The organism is Rhizobium sp. Root708 (genome assembly GCF_001429725.1).
Lineage (GTDB): Bacteria > Pseudomonadota > Alphaproteobacteria > Rhizobiales > Rhizobiaceae > Rhizobium.
This window is the reverse complement of the sequence record NZ_LMHV01000041.1, coordinates 219,313-237,963: the sequence shown is the minus strand read 5'-3', so window position 1 is coordinate 237,963 and position 18,651 is coordinate 219,313. Positions and strand designations below refer to the sequence as shown.

Below are 18,651 nucleotides of genomic sequence, written 5' to 3'. Positions count from 1 at the left end.
ACCATTTCCTCCCGGCAGGGGTTGTCTTGCAGCGCAAGCTCTCGGCAGCCCCGTTCGGAGTATTGGAGGATCGATGAAACGGATTCTTTCAAGCGTCAGGGACGGCCGCGGCTTCGACATCACGCTCGTCGCCTTCCCACTGACGTTCCTGTTCCTGATGGCCGGGCTGCCGCTCATCTATAATGTGGTGATGAGTTTCCAGGAGGTTGATATGTTCAGCCTTGGAACCTTCGCGCGTCCCTTCGTCGGTTTTAAGAACTACAAGGATCTCTTCGCTCAGCCGGAAACCTGGCCGATCCTCGGCAATACGGTGATTTTCGTCGTGGGCTCGATCGCCGGCCAGTTTCTGATCGGCTTCGGTCTGGCGCTGTTCTTCTGGGTCAATTTCCCCGGCGCCTCGTGGCTGCGTGGCCTCTTCCTCGTTTCGTGGGTGATGCCCGGCCTTGTCGTGGGTGCGATCTGGAATTGGATTTTGTCCGGTGACTTCGGTGTCCTCAACTTCATCCTGAAGGAGAGCGGCATCATCAGCAGCAACATCTTCTGGCGCTCCGATCCGCACTTCTCGCTCTATGCCGTGATCATCGCCAACGTCTGGCTGGGCACGGCCTTCAACATGATCCTCCTTTCGGTCGGCCTGTCCGGAATCCCCGGCGACCTCTATGAGGCCGCGGAACTCGACGGCGCCAATGCCTGGCAGCGGTTCTGGACGATCACTTTGCCGATGATGCGCTCCACCATTGGCGCCATCGTCGCCCTCGGCCTGATCTTCACGCTGCAGCAGTTCGACCTCTTCGCTGCGATCACCTCGGGCGGTCCGAACAATTCATCCAACGTCACACAATACTGGGCGTGGGACCTGTCCTTCCGTCAGTATGATTTCGCCAAGGGCGCGACTATCTCCGTGATCATGATCATCTTCGTCATGTTCGCCTCGGTCGTCTATGTCCGCTCCACACGCCATGAGGTGCGCGGATGACCGAAACGATACGCAACCGTCTCATGCTTGTGATCGCCATCGTCATGGCGGCGATCTATCTCTTTCCGCTCTACTGGATGTACATCACGGCCCTCAAGGGCGGATCCGAAATGTTCGCGACACCGCCGAGCTTCTGGCCGGCAGAGCCGCAGTGGGGCACGTTCGGCTATGTCTGGGAAAGCCGCGGCATGGGCCGTTATCTCTGGAACTCGCTGGTCATCGCCATCGGCTCCGTCACGCTCATCACCGTCCTCGGCGTCGGCTGTGCCTACGTGCTGGCCCGCTACCGCAACGTCTGGGTCGATATCGGTCTCTTCATGATCCTGATGCTGCAGGTTCTGCCGGCGTCGCTGATGGTAACTCCGATCTTCGTCGGCTTCTCGCAGTTCGGCATGCTCGACTATCCGCGCCTTGCCGTCATCATCGCGATCGCCGCGAAAAGCATGCCCTTCTTCGTCGTCCTCGTTCGCGCCACCTTCATGGCGGTGCCGATGGAGCTCGAGGAAGCTGCGCTCGTCGATGGCAACAGCCGCGTCGGCGCTTTCTTCAGCATCGTGCTGCCGCTTGCCCGCAACGGCATTCTTGTCAGCGCCATCCTGATCTTCATGCAGGCCTTCGGTGAGTTCGTCTACTCGAAGTCTATGATCCAGGCCGTCGACCTTCAGCCCGCCAGCGTTGGTCTCAATTCCTTCATGGGACCGAATACCAACGAGTGGAACAACATCATGGCCTACGCCACGATGTATGTAACACCGATCCTTGCCATCTTCGTTCTTTTGCAGCGCCGCATCGTATCCGGCCTCACCTCTGGAGCCCTCAAATGACCAATCAGATCGAGCTCAGCGGCGTCAACAAGCATTACGGCGCGTTCCATGCCCTCAAGAACATCAACCTGTCGATCGCAAAGGGCACGTTTGTCGCACTCGTCGGGCCATCCGGCTGTGGCAAGTCCACGCTACTTCGCTCGCTCGCAGGCCTTGAAAGCATCTCCGAAGGTGAGTTGAAGATCGCCGGTGAGCTGATGAACAACGTGCCGCCACGCAAGCGCGACGTCGCCATGGTGTTCCAGTCCTATGCGCTCTATCCGCACATGACCGTCGAGGAGAACCTGACATATAGCCTGCGTATTCGCGGCGTCGCCAAGGCGGAAGCGAAAAAGGCGGCAGAAGAAGTTGCCGCAACCACCGGGCTGTCGAATCTCATGAAACGTTACCCGCGCGAGCTTTCGGGCGGTCAACGCCAGCGCGTCGCGATGAGCCGGGCGATCATTCGCCATCCGAAGGCCTTCCTGTTCGACGAGCCGCTCTCCAACCTCGACGCCGCACTGCGCGTTCACATGCGCAAGGAAATCCGCGCGCTCCACGACCGACTCGGTGCCACCTCGGTTTACGTTACCCACGACCAGATCGAAGCCATGACCATGGCGGACCATGTTGTCGTCATGCGTGAGGGGATCATCGAGCAGCAGGGCAAGCCGCTCGATCTATACGACAGGCCCGCCAACAAGTTCGTTGCCGGCTTCATCGGCTCTCCCGCCATGAATTTCATTCCGGCGGTTGTTGGCGAGGATGGAAAAAGCCTGACGATCGACCTCGGAAGCGTCAAGCAGAAGATCGTGATCGACCATCAGGTACAGCCCGGTCGCAAGGTGACTGCCGGCATTCGCCCCGAGCATATCGGCGTGACCGCGCCGGGACAGGGTACGTTTGACGTGCCTGTCGCGGTGGTGGAATCCACTGGTTCATCCACCTTTGTCACGGCGGCGACCACGCCCGAACTGACCATCGTCGAGACGGGACGCGGCACCGCGCGGGCGGGGGAGACGGTCGGTGCGGTCGTCGATCCGTCGCAGCTGCACTTGTTTGACGACACGAGCGGCACACGTATCTAGCAATGACTTTCAGAAGCGCGGATTGGCTCTAGGGCTATCCGCGCTTTGACTTTCCGCGCAGTATGCGCGCGAAATGGCTTCCCCTAAAGGATGACGGCACGCCACGGCATCTCGTATTTTGTCGGTCTTGCCATTCGATACAGTCTTCCGTTGAATTCCGATACTGGACGCGCCTTCCGGGTTGAGACCCAAATGCGCGGATCGTGAGTACGGAAGGATAGTGCTGTGAAGCGTCGCGATGTTCTGCAAATTCTCTCGGCCGCCGCCTTGGGCCCCTTCGTAAGCCAGTTTCCCTTGAGAAGGCTCGCTGCGGCTCCCTCCGGAAGGAATGGCAGGCTTGGTCTGAATCTGGCCGGCGCTTCCTACTGGTCGAACGAGCAAGTCTTCTCGAATCTCGCTTTGAACGCGTCGAGATGGAGGGTACAGCTCGGCCAGATGCCCTTCACCTGGGACACGCCGCTGCCGCCGATGACCGACTATGGCTATCCGAAGGAAATCCCCGCGCAGGCGTTTCTGGAAAGCTTTCTCATCTTCACGCCGTATCGGAAGAACCTGCCGGTACAGCTTTCGCTCTATTATGATGGCAAGGGGAAGATCGGCTATACGAATGGCGCCGAACTGGAACGGCGCTTCCCTGGCCGCGACGATGTCCGCAACATGCGCAAGAACGAAGCGTTTGTCGCGAGGATCGTGGAAACCGATCCCGACGATCCCATCCGCAACATCCGCCTTTACGAGCGTGGAGAAATGCCGACGAGCGCGTTTCGCCAGCCGTTCCTTGATCGTGCGCGCGACATGTCGGCAATACGGTTCATGGACTGGATGTCGACCAACGGCTCCACTGTAAAGCAGTGGAACGACAGGCCGAAGTATGGCCGCTTCGGCAATTCGGATCTCGGCGTTCCCCTGGAATACATGATCGACCTTTGTAACACCGTCAAAGCTGAACCGTGGTTCAACATGCCCCATGGGGCGGACGACGATTACGTCAGGCAGTTCGCGACTCAGGTGAAGAAGGATCTGTCTCCTGATCTCAACGTCAATGTCGAATACTCCAACGAGGTATGGAACACGTTCTTTGGTCAGTACGATTATGCCGCCTCGCAAGGTAAAGCCCTTGGCTTGTCGAACGATGAGTTCCAAGGGGCGATGATGTTCTACGCAAAGCGGGCAACCGAGATCATCGCCATATGGGAGGATGTCTTCGGAGCGGACAAGGCCCGTGTGATTGGCGTCTACGGTGCACAATCCGCCAACGAGTGGACGAGTGAGGTCATCCTATCCTACGAGGGCGTGAAAGAGCATGCAGACGTGCTGGCGATCGCTCCCTATTTCGGCAATTCGCTGGGGGATCCGGAGCGTGCAAATGATGTCGCGACTTGGTCGCTCGACCGTGTTTTCGATGCGCTTGGCCAGGAGGTCGAGGGCCTGAATCGCGAAACCATCGGGAAGCAGGTCGCTATCGCCGGGAAATACGGCGTGAAACTCTATGCCTATGAAGGTGGTCAACATCTCGTCGGCCACGGCGGGACCGAAAACAACGATGCGCTCACCAAACTGTTCATCGCGGCCAACCGTGATCCCAGGATGGGGGATCTGTACCTGCGCCACCTGAAGAATTGGTGGGCGGCCGGCGGCGATCTCTACACTCTCTTCACGTCGATGAGCGAGCCCGGCAAGTGGGGAAGCTGGGGGCTGTTGGAGTATGAGGGCGCCTCCACACCCAAATGGGATGCCGTGCAGAAGGCGCTGCATATGGAGATCTGATCGAGGCGTAAGAGGGCTTGCACGCCAGGCATGGTCAGCGTGCAAGCCGATCGGATGCTATCGTCCGCCTTCGATCTTGCGATGCCGCTGGCTGGTGCCGCCCGCCCCGTACGGGTAGTCGGCGACGTGCGGCTCGCTGACGTCGCTGAGCCTCGTCATCTCCTCTTCCGAAAGCGAAAGTTTTGCCGCAGCGAGGTTGTCGGCGAGCTGCTCGCTCGTCCGCGCTCCGAGAATGACTGATGTCACGGCCGGTCGCGCCGCTGTCCAGGCAAGGGCCACCTGTGCCATGCTGACGCCACGGGCCTTGGCAATCGCTTCCACAGTTTCGATGATCGCCCATGTCCGTTCCTGCGCGTTGCGCTGGGCATAGGATTCCATTCCCCGGCTCGGGTTCTCGCCGAGGCGAGTGGCACCCGTCGGCGCCTGGTCGCGTCGATATTTGCCTGTCAACCAACCGCCGCCGAGCGGCGACCACGGCAGCAGGCCCATGCCGGCGTCCTGGCATGCGGCGACGATCTCGAACTCGATGTCGCGCACCAGCAGGTTATATTGCGGCTGCAGCGTCACCGGCCGGGTGTAGCCTCGCGCCTTGGCGATTTCGTTGGCCTTGGCAATCTGCCATCCGACGTAGTTGGAGAAGCCGTAGTAGCCGATCTTGCCAGCGGAAACGGCGTCATCGAGAAAGCGCAGCGTCTCCTCGATCGGAGTCAACGCGTCCCAGGCGTGCATCTGGTAGAGATCGATATGCTCGACGCCGAGCCGTGCAAGCGAGACATCCAGCGCTTGGTTCAGATGGCGACGGGAAAGGCCGATGTCGTTCGGACCGGGACCCATCGGGAACCGGCCCTTGGTCGCGATCACCGCTTGTTTCGCTTCGGTCGGGTGCGTCTTCAGCCACCGCCCGATGATCTCTTCCGACTTGCCGGCGCTATAGACGTCGGCCGTGTCGATGAAGTTTCCGCCCCAGGCGAAATAGTCGTCGAGCAGTTTATGCGATGCGGTTTCGTCGGCCTCGGCGCCGAACGTCATGGTGCCGAGGCAGTAGGCGGTCACGACTGCGCCGCTGTGGCCAAGCTTGCGATAATCCATGGAAGATCCTCCTCTTCGGATAGTGGATTTGCTTGAAGGCTTGATCTTTAAGTTGCTGAACCGCTCGCCGTCGTCTCTTCGAGCACGGCATCCGGAATGTCGTCGAAGGACGCGTAGTTGAGGTTATAGAGTCGCGAATAGAGCTTGCGGTTCTTCATCAGCTGCTGGTGGTTGCCGCTCTCGATCAGCTCGCCGTTCTGCAGCACGATGATGCGGTCCGCCTCCCGGATGGTGGCTAGGCGATGGGCGATGACCAGCCCGGTGCGGTTTTCAAGCAGCTTCACGAGCGCCTTCTGGATCAGCATCTCGGTGTAGCTGTCGATGTTAGCCGTCGCCTCGTCGAGCACCAGGATCTTCGCGTCGGCGACAAGCGCACGGGCAAAGCTTAGAAGCTGGCGCTGGCCGAGTGAGAGATTGCCGCCGCGCTCGCCGAGCATGCTGTCGTAGCCCTCGGGCAGGCGCATGATGAAATCGTGAGCGCCAACGGCCTTTGCCGCCTCGATGACCTGCTCGCGGGTCGCTTCCGCTTTGTGGTAGCGGATGTTCTCGAAGACCGTGCCGGTAAACAGGAACGGCTCCTGAAGGACCATGGCGATCTGGTTGCCGAGCGAATCCTGCGCCAGGTCGCGCACATCGTGTCCACCGACCAGCACCTGTCCCTGTTGCACATCATAAAAACGATGGATCAGCGACATGCAACTCGACTTGCCGGAGCCGGTCGGGCCGACAAGGGCAACCGTTTCACCGGGGTTCACCTTGAAGCTCACGTGCTTCAAGACCGGGTGCTTCGGATGATAGCCGAAGACCACATCACGAAACTCGACGGAGCCGTCCATATCGGCGGTAAGTTCCTTTGCGTCAGGCGCGTCCCTGATCTCGACGGGAACGTCGAGAACTTCCGTCAGCCGCTGACCGGAGGCCATGGCGCGCTGCATCACCGAGTATTGCAACGTCAGCGAACGGATCGGATCGAAGAAGCGCTGGATGTAGAACAGAAAGGCGACGAGCACGCCGACATCGAGTGCCTGGTTGAGAACACGCGCACCGCCGACGACGATAACGAGCGCCATGGCGACGCCGGTCAAGGAATCCACGATCGGCACCATCACCTGGGCGTAACGCGCCGCCGTCAGGTGCGTCTTCAGGTTAGCCTTTGCCTTGTCATCGTAGAGCATGAAGTTGACGCCCTGGCGGTCCATGCTCTGCACGGCGCGCACGCCATGAATGGCTTCGGCCAACGCCCCGTTGGCAACGGAGTTGGTCTCATGCGCCGCCATGAAGGACTTTCGTGCCAGCGGCAGCCAGAAGAGGCGAACGACAAACAGGGTCGGCAGAACCGAGAGCGTCAGTAGCCCGAGCTTGAAGTCGAGATAAAGCATGACGAAGACGATGCCGAACAGCAGCACGATGTCGCCGACCGAGAGGACCGAGGTTTCCAGAAACTCCTGCATCGAGTTGACGTCGCCCTGCAGGCGCGACATCAGGCGGCCGACCTCGGTCTTGTCCATGAAGGACAGCGAGACCCGCTGCAGATGCGAGAACATCGCCTTGCGAATGTCGAAGAGCACCTCCTCCGCGACGTTGCCGACCAGCGTCTCCTGCCAGTAGCTGGCGCAGTAGTTGATCAGGATCGCGGCGAGGAAGACGACCATCGCCCATCCCAAGGCGGAATGACTTCCTCCGGGCCGCATGCCGTGGTCGATCGCATAGCGGATGATCAGCGGGATCAGAAGCTGCATGGCAGTGAACGTCAGGACGGCAGCTACCGATAGCAGCACCTGCCTGCGGTAGGGATGTACGAAGGCCCAGATGCGCTTGATGATGTTGCCGTCGAAGGCCTTGCCGAACATCTCCTCTTCGACGCGATGCGAGCCGACGACTGCCCGGGGTGGGCGGCGTCCATCCTCGCGAACGTCGGAGCGTTCGGTTTCCAGTTCCTCGGCCATTTCATTCCTCCCTAGGCGCTCAGCGCCTCGTCGCCCGGCCGCACCTGCAGATCGTAAAGCGCCTTGTAGCGCCCGCCGGCTGCCAGCAGTTCCTCGTGCGTACCCTGTTCGACGATTTCGCCGTTCTCGACGAACAGGATCTGGTCGGCGTGCATCAGTGAGCTCAGGCGGTGTGCAACAATAATTGTCACGCGATCGGCCGCGTATTTGCGCATCGCCGAGCGGATGCGCTGTTCGGTGGCTGCATCGATCGCCGCCGTCGAGTCGTCGAAGACCATGATGGCGGGTTTCAACATCAGTGCGCGGGCAATCGACAGGCGTTGACGCTGGCCGCCCGACAGCGACACGCCACGCTCGCCAACGACCGTGCCGTAGCCGGTCGGCAGGCCCAGCACGTAGTTGTGCAATTGTGCGCTTTCGCTGGCGCGCTCGATCCGCCCTTCCTTGGCCCACGGATCGCCGTAGGCGATGTTGTTTTCGATCGAGGTGGTGAACAGGAAGGAATCCTGTTGGACGACGGCGACCGCCCGACGAAGAGACTGCAGCGTCGCCTTGCGGATGTCCTGGCCATCGATCGTGATCCTGCCCTTGGTGACGTCGTAGAAACGCGGGATAAGATGGGCAAGCGTCGACTTGCCGCTACCAGGCGGTCCCACAATGCCGATCGTCTCGCCGCGTCTTGCTTCGAAGGAGACGTTGTCGAGAACCTCGTGCATCGGCGAGCTCGGATAGGCAAAGCTTACATTCTCGAAGCGAAGCGTCCCCTCCGTCAGCGCCAGGTCCTTGGCGTCTGGCGCATCGCGCACCGCGATTTCGAGGTCGAGCAGGTTGAACAGACGGGTGCCGCAGGTGGAGGCGCGCGCGAAAGCGTTGACCATCAGGCCAAGCTGGCGGACCGGCATCTGCAGGATTGTCATGAACGTCAGAAACGATGCCAGCGTGCCGACGGTGATCTGACCGGCCATCACCTTGCCGCCGCCAATCCAGAGCACAAGGCCCATGGCTGCGAAGAAGGAGAAGGTCATGGCGCTGGTGTTGACGACACGGATGCCGACGCGTTGGTGAGCGAGCAAGAGAGCGTTCTTGGAGGCACCTTCGAACTTCATCATCTCATGTGCCTGCGCGGCGAATGCGCGGACCACGCGGATGCCGCCGAGATTTTCTTCCATGATGCGTGTCAGCACCGACAGCCGCTCCTGCAGGTCGAGCCAGGTCGCGCGTAATTTCAGCTGCGTCACCGAGGAGCGCCAGGCGACGAAGGGCACGAAGCTCAAGGCAAGCAGGCCGAGGACGACATCCGTGGAAAGCAACATGTATGCGCCGATGCCGATCAGCGTGCTCAAGAGCACCATGCGCACCAGCGCCGTCGAGAAATACATGCGCACGCCTTCGAGATCGAGCAGGCCCACGGTGATCAGGTCACCGGAGTGGACGCTGTCATGAAAGCTGAAGGAAAGGCGCTGAATCTTTTCGTAACAGGCAAGGCGCAGCTCGTAGCCCATATGGTGGCCGACGCTCTCGCTGAAATAGTTCTGGACCATGGTGAAGATGCCGCGCAGAACGCTGGCGCCGAGCAGCATCAGCGCCGTCGTCAAGAGCGCATCCTGGGCGAGTTGACCCGCCTGGCCACCCTCCATAGCCACTTGGGTATGATCGACCGCGCGGCCGAGCAGGCGAGGGATCATCAGCTGGAAGGTGGAAGCCACAAGGGTCGCGCCGATGGCGAAACCCGATTGCCAGGGATGGCGAAATGCCATGACGGTGATGCGGACGAGCGTGAAGAGGCCTTTGCCCCAGCCTGCCGCAGTCGCCTTCGCCATCGAGGCCGATGGCTTCGTCGAACGTGTTAAAGCATCGCTGCTCACGGTAATGTTCCAAAACAGAAGTGTGGTCGGACGCTGGTCCGGAAAGACGGCGAATCCATGAAGGGATTGATTAGCGCCCTTACTTTTGCCGATTCCTTGCGGGCCTTCAAGTCAATAATTCACCAGTTGGTTATTTTATCGTGAGTGCGTCAAATGGCGCGATGAAGTCCCAAAACGCCGCTTTTAGCGACCGAAATGTGACAATAATTACAGGCGCTTGCCCTGAACCTGCACGGTGCCCGCGAACAAAGGGCTTGCCTAGAGCGTCATTTGGAGCTTTCATACACGACTAGTTTGATAGACTACGGGCGGTTCAAAACCGCGTGAACCAAGCTCAACGCGCGAACGGTTCTTCCCGCGTTGAAACCAGTCGAGACACGATGCGCAGACGGTCGCAGGGGAGTTGAGATGACGGTTCAAGGCCTGTTTTCTTCGAAGTCAGCGGCGGCAGCACAAATCTCCGCCATACCGCGCTTTGCCATTGTCGGCCGCGGCTTTTCTGGAATGATGATGGCGATCGCTCTGATGAAGACGGTTCGCACGCCTTTCCACCTTCAGCTCTTCGACCCGAACTCTTCGGTGAGCGGCGGGCAGGCGCTTTCCTCCGCGCGTGCATTGACGATCCTGAACACGCGTGTGCGGGATCTCTCGGTGTCGCTCGGCGACAACGACGATTTCAACGACTGGCTCTGTAGCAACGCGGAATTCCGCGCCGCCGTGCCTGCGGCGATACCGGGGTTTCGCCAGATCTTCGTGCCGAAGGAAATTTTCAGCGACTACGTCTATCAGCGCTTTTCAGAAGCATTGTCCGCCCGCAAGGACATCACGGTTCAAGTCTGTCACGAACCGGTCGTGGCAATCCGCAGGAGCCACGGCAATCGCTTCCTGCTGGAGAGCGCCAATCCCGCCAACCCCCTTTTCGATACGGTCATTCTCGCAACCGGTTACGGTCTTCCGGAAGCGGCGGAGACTGAAGAGGCCTCGTCACCGGTAAGAGCGCAACGCCTTGTTGCCCGGCCTCACACGATCCTTCTTGGCAGCGGCATCCGGGTCGTCGATCATCTGCTGCAGCTTCGTGATGCCGGCTATCGGGGGCAGGTTACTATTCTCTCGCGTCACGGCTTCCTGCCGCAGAGCCATACGCCGAACGCGGCCGATCCGGTTTTCCCGGCCGACACGCTGCCATCGACCCTTCCCGATATCCTTCGCTTTATTCGCAGTGCCTGCCGCGAAGCGGAGGAGGAGGGCAGAAGCTGGCAATCGGTGATGAATGGGCTGCGCAAGCATGCGCGCTCGCTCTGGCGCGCATTGCCTGCCTATCAGAAGCGCCAGTTCAATCGGCACCTTCGCGCCATTTACGACAGCCACCGCAACCGACTGCCCGAGGCTATCTACGCCCGGCTTCGGAGTGAACTGGCCAGCGGCAATACGCTTGTCCGCCGTGGTGTCGTCGTAAGGCAGGGCTTCGGTGGCGTCTTCTTCCGCCCTGCGGGCTCGCCGTCGGAAGAGATTATCCATGCCGAGCGGATATTGGACTGCCGCTGCCGCGGTCCCCAGATGAATTCGCGGATGCTTACAAGCCTGATCGAGCAGGGTCTTGCCATGCCGGACGAACTGTCGCTCGGTCTGGCGGTCAATCAGCGTGGCCAGCCGTGCCTTGAGGACGGAGCAACGGTCGATGGATTGTTTGCCGTCGGCCCGCTTGGGCTTGGCAGCCTGCCTGATATCGATCTCGTTCCGGAGATTGTCAGCCAGGCCTATGCCGTCGGCGAGCATGTCGCAGAGCGGTTCTATCCGCGGAGCAAGGCCGTCTGATCAGCTGCGGCGAGCGCGCAGCTCGCTGCGGAGGACGAAGACCAGGAGACCCGTGGCCATGATTGCCAGCACGAACCAGGTAATCGCGTAGACCAGATGGTTGTTCGGGAAGGCGATTTGCGTCAGCCCGCCGACCGGTAGGCCGCCCGGGTTTTGCGTATTGTCGGCGTCGATGAAAAACGGCGCTACGTTAGCGACGGTGCGCTGTTCGGCGATCGCTGCGACGTCACGCGAATACCAACGCTCGTTGACCGGATCGTTGGACTTGATCAGCGTGCCTTTCGGCTCGGTAATTCTGAGCAGTCCGGTAATCTTGACCGGCGTGGAAATCTGGCCTTCGGTGCGTGTCGCGGGCTCGCGCCTTTCCGTCGGCACAAAGCCGCGATTGATCAGAACTGACGTCCCATCATCGAGATTGAGCGGCGTGATGACCCAATAGCCCGGCCCCAACGTCGTCGACGCGTAGATCAGGGTTTCCTTGCCATTGTCCAGGGTGCCTTCAGCCGTCACATGACGGTACTCGTCGGTGGCGCGGTTGACTTTTTCCCACTCCGGGCGCGCGGGCGCCGTCACCGGTTCGCCATGCACGCGTTGATCGACGCGGGCAATCAGCGCCTCTTTCCAGGAAAGCCGTTCGATCTGCCAGACACCCAGCGAAACCAGGGCGGCGATCAATAGCACCATGAGGCCGCAGAATATCGCGGCGCCCACGGCGGTGTGCTGTCTCTGGGATTTTTCGGAGGAAACGTCGGCCATGGCCAAAACCTTTGCGGGCGGCGTGACCGCCGCCCGCTTTTGCCCTTAGGGCATGTTCTTCATCATTTCGGGGCTCATCGGCATCATGTTGGTGTTCAAATGATGCATGACCCAGAGCGAACCAGCGAGCGCGATAGCCACGAGCAACAGCGTGAAGATCAGCGCCATCATCGTCCAACCGCCTTCCGAGCGCGGGTTCATATGAAGGAAGAAGATCATATGAACGACGATCTGGACGGCGCCGAGGCCCATGATCCAGGCGGCCGTTACCGTCGAGTTGTCGAACACGCCGGCCATGACCAGCCAGAACGGGATTGCTGTCAGGATCACCGACAGAACAAAGCCGATCATGTAGCTGCCGAGCGTACCGTGGGCAGCTTCATGTCCGTGGCTGTGGCCGTGATGGGCCTCGTGCGCGTCTTCGGTGGAGGGTGCGTTGGAGGTCATCCGAGGACTCCCATGAGATAGACGAAGGAGAAGACGCCGATCCAGACGACGTCCAGGAAGTGCCAGAACATCGACAGGCACATCAGGCGACGACGATTTTCCGGATTGAGGCCGTGCATCGACACCTGCACCATCAGCGTAATGAGCCAGATGATACCGAAGGTGACGTGCAGACCGTGGGTGCCGACCAGCGTGAAGAAGCACGACAGGAAGGCGCTACGGGTCGGGCCGGCGCCCTCGTGGATCAGGTGCGCAAACTCATAGAGTTCGAGCCCGAGGAAGACGAGGCCGAAGACACCGGTGATGGCGAGCCAGAAGAGCGTTGCGCCCTTTTCCTTGCGCTCCATCTGCAGCATCGCAAAACCATAGGTGATGGACGACAGAAGCAGCATCGAGGTGTTGATGGCGACCAGCGGCAGATCGAAGAGATCGGCCGGGGAAGGCCCGGCCGCATAATTGCGGCCGAGAACAGCGTAGGTCGCGAAGAGAACCGCGAAGATGAGGCAGTCGCTCATCAGGTACAGCCAGAAGCCCAGCATGGTGCTGCCTTCCGGATGGTGCTCCTCGGTCAGGTAGAATTCAGGCTTGTCGGCCTTGTCGATCGTTATATCGCTCATGGTCTTACACCTGCTCGGCAAGCAGCGCCGTGCGCTTGCCTTCCGTTTCGGTGACTTCTTCCGCGGGGATATAGAAATCACGCTTGTAGTTGAAGGTATGGCCGATCGCGACCGCCAGAATGGCGACGAACGACAGGACCACGAGCCACCACATGTACCAGATCAGGGCAAAGCCGAGGACGACGCTGATCGCACCGAGGATGACACCGGTTCCGGTGTTCTTCGGCATGTGGATCGGCTTGAAGCCTTCCAGCGGACGGGCGTAGCCGCGCGCCTTCATGTCGTACCATGAGTCATGATCGTGGACGACAGGCGTGAAGGCAAAGTTGTAGTCCGGCGGCGGCGACGAGGTCGACCATTCCAGCGTACGGGCATCCCACGGATCGCCGGTCGTGTCGCGCAGCTCTTCGCGCTTGAAGAAGCTGACGACGAGCTGGATGATGAAGCTGGCGATACCGATCGCGATCAGGACCGCGCCGAACGCGGCAATGATGAACCAGATCTGCAGCGACGGATCCTCGAACTGCGACACGCGGCGCGTGACGCCCATCAGGCCGAGCACGTAGAGCGGCATGAAGGCGAAGTAGAAGCCGACCAGCCAGAACCAGAAGGACATCTTGCCCCAGAACGGATCGAGCTTGTAGCCGAACGCCTTCGGGAACCAGTAGGTGACGCCGGCCATCAGGCCGAACACCACGCCGCCGATGATGACGTTGTGGAAGTGGGCGATCAGGAACAGCGAGTTGTGCAGCACGAAGTCGGCCGGCGGGACCGCGAGAAGAACGCCGGTCATGCCGCCGATCACGAAGGTCACCATGAAGCCCATCGTCCACAGCATCGGCACTTCATAGCGAATGCGGCCGCGGTACATCGTGAACAGCCAGTTGAACATCTTTGCCCCTGTCGGGATCGAGATGATCATCGTGGTAATGCCGAAGAACGAGTTGACGCTTGCGCCCGAACCCATCGTGAAGAAGTGGTGCAGCCACACCAGGTACGACAGGATCATGATGACGCAGGTTGCGTAAACCATCGACGCGTAACCGAAGAGGCGCTTGCCGCAGAAGGTGGCGACAACTTCCGAGAAGATGCCGAAGGCGGGCAACACGAGGATGTACACTTCCGGGTGGCCCCAGATCCAGATGAGGTTGATGTACATCATCGGATTGCCGCCGAGGTCGTTCGTGAAGAAGTTCGTACCGGCGTAACGATCGAGCGACAGCAGCGCCAAGGTTGCCGTCAGGACCGGGAACGTCGCGACGATGAGGATGTTGGTGCAGAGCGATGTCCAGGTGAACACCGGCATCTTCATGAAGCTCATGCCGGGTGCGCGCATCTTCACGATGGTCGCGATCAGGTTGATGCCCGAAAGCGTCGTGCCGATACCGGCAACCTGCAAGCCCCAGATATAATAGTCGACACCAACGCCCGGGCTGTAATCGGATCCCGACAGCGGCGGATAAGCGAGCCAGCCGGTCTGGGCGAACTCACCGATGAAGAGCGAGATCATGATGATGATCGCGCCCGCGGTGGTCATCCAGAACGAGAAGTTGTTCAGGAACGGGAAGGAAACGTCGCGTGCGCCGATCTGCAGCGGCACGACGAGGTTCATCAGGCCCGTGACGAAAGGCATCGCCATGAAGAAAATCATGATGACGCCGTGGGCGGTGAAGACCTGGTCGTAGTGATGCGGAGGAAGGTAACCGGCCGATCCGTTGAAGGCGATCGCCTGCTGAAAACGCATCATGATGGCGTCGGAGAAACCGCGCAGCAGCATGATGAGCGCCAGGATGACGTACATGATGCCGATCTTCTTGTGGTCGACGCTCGTCAGCCACTCGCGCCAGAGATAACCCCAGAGCTTGAAATAGGTAACTACACCCAGAAGTGCGATGCCGCCGAGCGCGACGACCGCAAAGGTCACGACCAGGATAGGCTCGTGATATGGGATCGATTCTAGGGTCAACCGACCGAAGATGAACTTCAGGAGGTCAGGATTGGAAAACATGGATTAACCCGTTCATTGATGTCGTATCGACGCAAAGCGCCAGGTCTTAGTTGCTGTTAGGTTGCGCAGGCGTCGTTTGGCCGCCGGTCCCGTCGGTCATGCCGGGCATCGTGTGACCGTCATGCTGCTGCATTCCCGGCATGTTCTGCATGTCGCCGCCCTGGCCGCTTGTCGCGTCAGCAGGAGTGGCGTTGGGCGCATCCGAGTTCTCGCCGGTTGCGACGCCGTGGTCGCCGCTGAGGTCGTCGACATGGCGGCTGTCGTATTCGAGCTTTTCGCGGTTCTCGGCGCTTTCCTTGCCGCCGCCGCCCATCATGTCGATGTGCATCATCTCGTTCATGCACATCTTGCCGGGTGTCGCGCACATATTGAGGATCGCGCTGTAGAGATCCTTGTCAGCGGCGCCATAGTAGCGAACCGGCTCTTTTTCGCTTGGACGTTCAAGCTTCAGGTAGGTGTCGCGGTTGAGCGTAGTGCCCTTTTCCTTGACCTGAGCGACCCACTGGTCGAAGCCCTGCTGGTTCACGCCGTGGAACTTGAAGCGCATGTGCGAGAAACCAGCACCGCTATAGTTCGCGGAGAAACCGTCATAGACGCCTTCCTTGTTGATAACAGCGTGCAGTTTCGTTTCCATTCCGGGCATCGCGTAGATCTGGCCTGCGAGCGCCGGGATGTAGAACGAGTTCATGACCGATGACGAGGTGATCTTGAAATTGATCGGAACATCGACCGGTGCTGCCAGTTCGTTGACGGTGGCAATGCCAAGTTCAGGATAGAAGAACAGCCATTTCCAGTCGAGCGCCACGACTTCGACGGTCAGCGGCTTGGCATCGGCAGGCATGGTCCGTTCGGCGTCGATCCGATCCAGGGGACGATAAGGGTCGAGCTTGTGCGTGCTGATCCAGGTGATCGCGCCAAGCGCAATAATGATCGCCAGTGGCGCCGACCAGATGACGACTTCGAGACGGGTGGAATGATGCCATTCGGGATCATAGGTAGCCGCCGTATTGGAGCGGCGATAGCGCCAGGCAAACAGGAACGTCAGGAAGATCACCGGGATGATGATCAGCAGCATCAGAACCGTCGATACGATGATCAGGTCACGTTGCTGTACGGCGATATCGCCCGAGGGCGACATGACCACCAAATTGCATCCTGCCAGCGCGAAAAGCAGCGGCAGAATGAGGAGATGGCGGGAAAACTTTGACAGTTTTTGCACGTCTCTATGCTCTTTTTGTTTCGTCCAATCCGCGACTAAAGCACTACACTTGATAGCAACATGAGGTGTTTGGTCGCAGCGCAGCAGAAATGCCGCACTGCGGGATAAGACACGTCGCGCATAAAGTCAAAATCCTGATTTGTGCCAGAAGGATTTTTCTGCGCGGGCATATTGAAGCGCTAATATAGCCGCCTGACCGGCCTGCGCCAGTGTCTATGAGCCGGTTTTACGCATCGGGACGGTAAATTTTGGTCCATATGTAATTTTCGCGCGCGATGATGAACTATTTACGTTCGTCGGACTTGATAAGCGTAGTGGTTCGTTCAAGATCGCTGTGAGGCGCTTTGCCACAGGGTGCCTCAACGAGGGAGGCGTTTAATGGCTAATGCATCACACGGTCCATCATCGACATCGATGGAGCGCGACGCACGATTGATCCATGCTGACAAACCGGTTTCGGCCGGCAGCATCGCAGTTGGCGTAATCATCGGACGCATGTCCGAATTCTTTGATTTCTTCGTCTATGGCCTGGCTTCTGTGCTGGTCTTTCCACAACTGATCTTCCCCTTCGCGCCCGATCGATTGACGGCGACGCTTTACTCGTTCGCGATCTTCTCGCTTGCGTTCCTCGCGCGCCCGGTGGGCTCGGTTGTCTTCATGACGATCGACCGCATCTACGGGCGCGGCACCAAGCTGACGATCGCGCTGTTCCTGCTCGGCGGATCCACCGCGTCGATCGCATTCCTGCCCGGTTATAGTGAGATCGGCGCCTGGTCGATCGCGCTTCTTGCGCTGTTCCGCCTTGGACAGGGTTTCGCGCTGGGTGGCGCCTGGGATGGCCTTGCTTCGCTTCTCGCGATGAACGCACCCAAGAATCACCGCGGCTGGTATGCGATGATCCCGCAGTTGGGCGCGCCGATCGGCTTCGCGCTGGCTAGCGTGATTTTCGGCTACTTCATCGCGAATCTCTCAAACGAGGATTTCCTCAGCTGGGGATGGCGCTATCCCTTCTTCGTAGCGTTCGCGATCAACGTCGTTGCGCTTTTCGCACGACTGCGCCTTGTGATGACGCAGGAATTCGGCACGCTGTTGGAGCAGCATGAGCTGGAAGCCGCGCCGATCAATCAGGTCCTGCGCGTTCACGGCCGCGACATCCTGCTTGGCGCCTTCGTGCCGCTCGCAAGCTTCGCGATGTTCCACCTGGTCACCATCTTCCCGCTGACATGGATGTCCCTTTACGGCACGCAGCCGATCGGGGCGTTCATGGTTGTTCAGATCATTGGGGCAATGGTCGGTATCGTCGCGATCATCGTCTCGGGCATGATTGCCGATCGCATCGGTCGCCGTGCCCAGCTGGCGGTCTGTGCTGTGCTGATTGCGATCTTCAGCTTCGTTGGCCCGCTGCTTATCGCGATGGGCTCGGAGGGACTGGACGCCTTTGTCATCATCGGCTTTGGGGTGCTTGGACTTTCCTTCGGCCAGGCGACTGGTTCGATCTCTTCGCGCTTCGGCAGAGGATATCGTTACACCGGCGCGGCCTTCACCTCGGATCTGGCATGGCTCGTGGGCGCCGGCTTCGCGCCGCTTGTGGCGCTGACACTCTCCAGCCGCTTCGGCCTACACTATGTCGGCTACTACCTGCTGTCAGGCGCGATCTGTACGCTTGCAGCATTGGCCTTCAGCAAGGCGCTTGAACAGCGCGACTGACGAACGTCAACACAAACCGAAAAGCCCGCCTGGCGCAACCAGGCGGGCTTTTTCGTATCTTGAGAACTGGAACTTACATGGCAGCGGCTTGCGGACGCTTTGCGGCGCGCGCAGCGGTCAGCTCCGCGGTCGTATGATTGAGTCTGTCGGCAAGGACGCGCATGATCTCGACAGCCATCTCCGGAAAGTCACTGAGCAGCTTCAGAAAATGCTCCTTGCTGATGCGTAGGACCTCGAGATGGGAGGTCGCCTTTACGGTTGCCGTTCGCGACACGTCACAAAGGATCGCGATCTCGCCCACGATCGAATTGAGTTCAACGTCGGCCACCTTGATATCGCCAGCCGGCGAATGGACGAGAATGTCGGCGGTGCCTGAGAGTATGACATAGGCGGCGTCGCCGGGATCGCCTTGGCGGAACAAGTCCTGCCCGGCATTGTAGGTCATTCGGTCTGAGGTGAACGCCAAAAGCTTTAGCTTGGCCGGCGCGATCCTCGAGAAGATCGGCACGCGCCGCAGCATTTCGACTTCATCTCTCAACAACATGAGC

At 59.8% G+C, this 18,651-nt stretch carries 15 protein-coding genes; 6 read left to right on the top strand and 9 right to left on the bottom strand.

Annotated elements, in window-relative coordinates; genetic code table 11:
• The first annotated feature begins 73 nt into the window (after window positions 1-73).
• The 4 genes from ASE04_RS22075 to ASE04_RS22060 all read left to right on the top strand — a co-directional run bounded on the left by ASE04_RS22075 (window position 74) and on the right by ASE04_RS22060 (window position 4,634).
• Window positions 74-976, top strand: a complete 903-nt coding sequence (locus ASE04_RS22075; protein ID WP_056822127.1) for a carbohydrate ABC transporter permease — start codon at window positions 74-76, stop codon at window positions 974-976.
• Window positions 973-1,800 (top strand): carbohydrate ABC transporter permease, encoded by an 828-nt coding sequence (locus ASE04_RS22070; protein WP_056822125.1) that lies wholly within the window; start codon window positions 973-975, stop codon window positions 1,798-1,800. Before ASE04_RS22075 ends, ASE04_RS22070 begins: the two co-directional genes overlap by 4 nt.
• Window positions 1,797-2,867, top strand: coding sequence for an ABC transporter ATP-binding protein (locus ASE04_RS22065; RefSeq protein WP_056822122.1), 1,071 nt, complete (start codon window positions 1,797-1,799; stop codon window positions 2,865-2,867). Before ASE04_RS22070 ends, ASE04_RS22065 begins: the two co-directional genes overlap by 4 nt.
• A gap of 225 nt (window positions 2,868-3,092) precedes the next feature.
• The gene (locus ASE04_RS22060) at window positions 3,093-4,634 is read left to right on the top strand and encodes a hypothetical protein (protein ID WP_244490471.1); all 1,542 of its coding nucleotides are present in this window, start codon (window positions 3,093-3,095) and stop codon (window positions 4,632-4,634) included.
• Between the two features lie 57 nt (window positions 4,635-4,691).
• On the opposite strand, the gene ASE04_RS22055 is transcribed toward ASE04_RS22060, so the two are convergent.
• From ASE04_RS22055 to ASE04_RS22045, 3 genes are read right to left on the bottom strand one after another with little or no spacing between them, the layout of a single operon-like run.
• Entirely contained in the window at window positions 4,692-5,723 is a 1,032-nt protein-coding gene (locus ASE04_RS22055; protein ID WP_056822118.1) for an aldo/keto reductase, read from the bottom strand.
• 47 nt (window positions 5,724-5,770) lie between these two features.
• Entirely contained in the window at window positions 5,771-7,669 is a 1,899-nt protein-coding gene (locus ASE04_RS22050; protein WP_056822112.1) for an ABC transporter ATP-binding protein, read from the bottom strand.
• A gap of 11 nt (window positions 7,670-7,680) precedes the next feature.
• Window positions 7,681-9,489 carry an ABC transporter ATP-binding protein gene (locus tag ASE04_RS22045; RefSeq protein WP_056822706.1) on the bottom strand — a complete coding sequence of 603 codons (1,809 nt, stop codon included), beginning with the start codon at window positions 9,487-9,489 and terminating at the stop codon, window positions 7,681-7,683.
• A 453-nt stretch (window positions 9,490-9,942) separates the two neighbouring features.
• On the opposite strand from ASE04_RS22045, the gene ASE04_RS22040 reads away from it, so the two are divergent.
• The gene (locus ASE04_RS22040) at window positions 9,943-11,349 is read left to right on the top strand and encodes an FAD/NAD(P)-binding protein (protein WP_056822109.1); all 1,407 of its coding nucleotides are present in this window, start codon (window positions 9,943-9,945) and stop codon (window positions 11,347-11,349) included.
• Here the strand turns inward: ASE04_RS22040 and ASE04_RS22035 are convergent, their stop codons facing one another.
• From ASE04_RS22035 to cyoA, 5 genes are read right to left on the bottom strand one after another with little or no spacing between them, the layout of a single operon-like run.
• Complete coding sequence (locus tag ASE04_RS22035) at window positions 11,350-12,105, bottom strand: SURF1 family protein (protein ID WP_056822106.1); 756 nt, start codon at window positions 12,103-12,105, stop codon at window positions 11,350-11,352.
• Window positions 12,106-12,150: 45 nt separating this feature from the next.
• A complete protein-coding gene (gene cyoD / locus ASE04_RS22030; protein WP_056822102.1) occupies window positions 12,151-12,552 on the bottom strand; it encodes a cytochrome o ubiquinol oxidase subunit IV in 402 nt (133 codons plus the stop codon).
• Window positions 12,549-13,169, bottom strand: a complete 621-nt coding sequence (gene cyoC / locus ASE04_RS22025) for a cytochrome o ubiquinol oxidase subunit III (protein ID WP_056822098.1) — start codon at window positions 13,167-13,169, stop codon at window positions 12,549-12,551. The genes cyoD and cyoC overlap by 4 nt, the downstream gene beginning before the upstream one ends.
• A gap of 4 nt (window positions 13,170-13,173) precedes the next feature.
• A complete protein-coding gene (cyoB, locus tag ASE04_RS22020; RefSeq protein ID WP_056822095.1) occupies window positions 13,174-15,177 on the bottom strand; it encodes a cytochrome o ubiquinol oxidase subunit I in 2,004 nt (667 codons plus the stop codon).
• A gap of 46 nt (window positions 15,178-15,223) precedes the next feature.
• Window positions 15,224-16,396, bottom strand: a complete 1,173-nt coding sequence (gene cyoA, locus ASE04_RS22015) for a ubiquinol oxidase subunit II (RefSeq protein ID WP_056822088.1) — start codon at window positions 16,394-16,396, stop codon at window positions 15,224-15,226.
• Window positions 16,397-16,774: 378 nt separating this feature from the next.
• On the opposite strand from cyoA, the gene ASE04_RS22010 reads away from it, so the two are divergent.
• On the top strand, window positions 16,775-18,103 hold the full coding sequence (locus ASE04_RS22010) for an MFS transporter (protein ID WP_056822076.1): 1,329 nt from the start codon (window positions 16,775-16,777) through the stop codon (window positions 18,101-18,103).
• 73 nt (window positions 18,104-18,176) lie between these two features.
• On the opposite strand, the gene ASE04_RS22005 is transcribed toward ASE04_RS22010, so the two are convergent.
• Window positions 18,177-18,647 (bottom strand): cyclic nucleotide-binding domain-containing protein, encoded by a 471-nt coding sequence (locus tag ASE04_RS22005; RefSeq protein ID WP_056822066.1) that lies wholly within the window; start codon window positions 18,645-18,647, stop codon window positions 18,177-18,179.
• Window positions 18,648-18,651: the final 4 nt, after the last annotated feature.

Coding starts and splice junctions, on each gene's coding strand:
- ASE04_RS22005 (WP_056822066.1), bottom strand. CDS start 18,647: ATGTTGTTGAGAGATGAAGTCGAAATGCTGCGGCGCGTGCCGATCTTC.
- ASE04_RS22035 (WP_056822106.1), bottom strand. CDS start 12,105: ATGGCCGACGTTTCCTCCGAAAAATCCCAGAGACAGCACACCGCCGTG.
- ASE04_RS22010 (WP_056822076.1), top strand. CDS start 16,775: ATGGCTAATGCATCACACGGTCCATCATCGACATCGATGGAGCGCGAC.
- cyoB (WP_056822095.1), bottom strand. CDS start 15,177: ATGTTTTCCAATCCTGACCTCCTGAAGTTCATCTTCGGTCGGTTGACC.
- ASE04_RS22055 (WP_056822118.1), bottom strand. CDS start 5,723: ATGGATTATCGCAAGCTTGGCCACAGCGGCGCAGTCGTGACCGCCTAC.
- ASE04_RS22050 (WP_056822112.1), bottom strand. CDS start 7,669: ATGGCCGAGGAACTGGAAACCGAACGCTCCGACGTTCGCGAGGATGGA.
- ASE04_RS22070 (WP_056822125.1), top strand. CDS start 973: ATGACCGAAACGATACGCAACCGTCTCATGCTTGTGATCGCCATCGTC.
- ASE04_RS22075 (WP_056822127.1), top strand. CDS start 74: ATGAAACGGATTCTTTCAAGCGTCAGGGACGGCCGCGGCTTCGACATC.
- ASE04_RS22040 (WP_056822109.1), top strand. CDS start 9,943: ATGACGGTTCAAGGCCTGTTTTCTTCGAAGTCAGCGGCGGCAGCACAA.
- ASE04_RS22045 (WP_056822706.1), bottom strand. CDS start 9,489: ATGGCGAAGGCGACTGCGGCAGGCTGGGGCAAAGGCCTCTTCACGCTC.
- cyoC (WP_056822098.1), bottom strand. CDS start 13,169: ATGAGCGATATAACGATCGACAAGGCCGACAAGCCTGAATTCTACCTG.
- ASE04_RS22065 (WP_056822122.1), top strand. CDS start 1,797: ATGACCAATCAGATCGAGCTCAGCGGCGTCAACAAGCATTACGGCGCG.
- cyoD (WP_056822102.1), bottom strand. CDS start 12,552: ATGACCTCCAACGCACCCTCCACCGAAGACGCGCACGAGGCCCATCAC.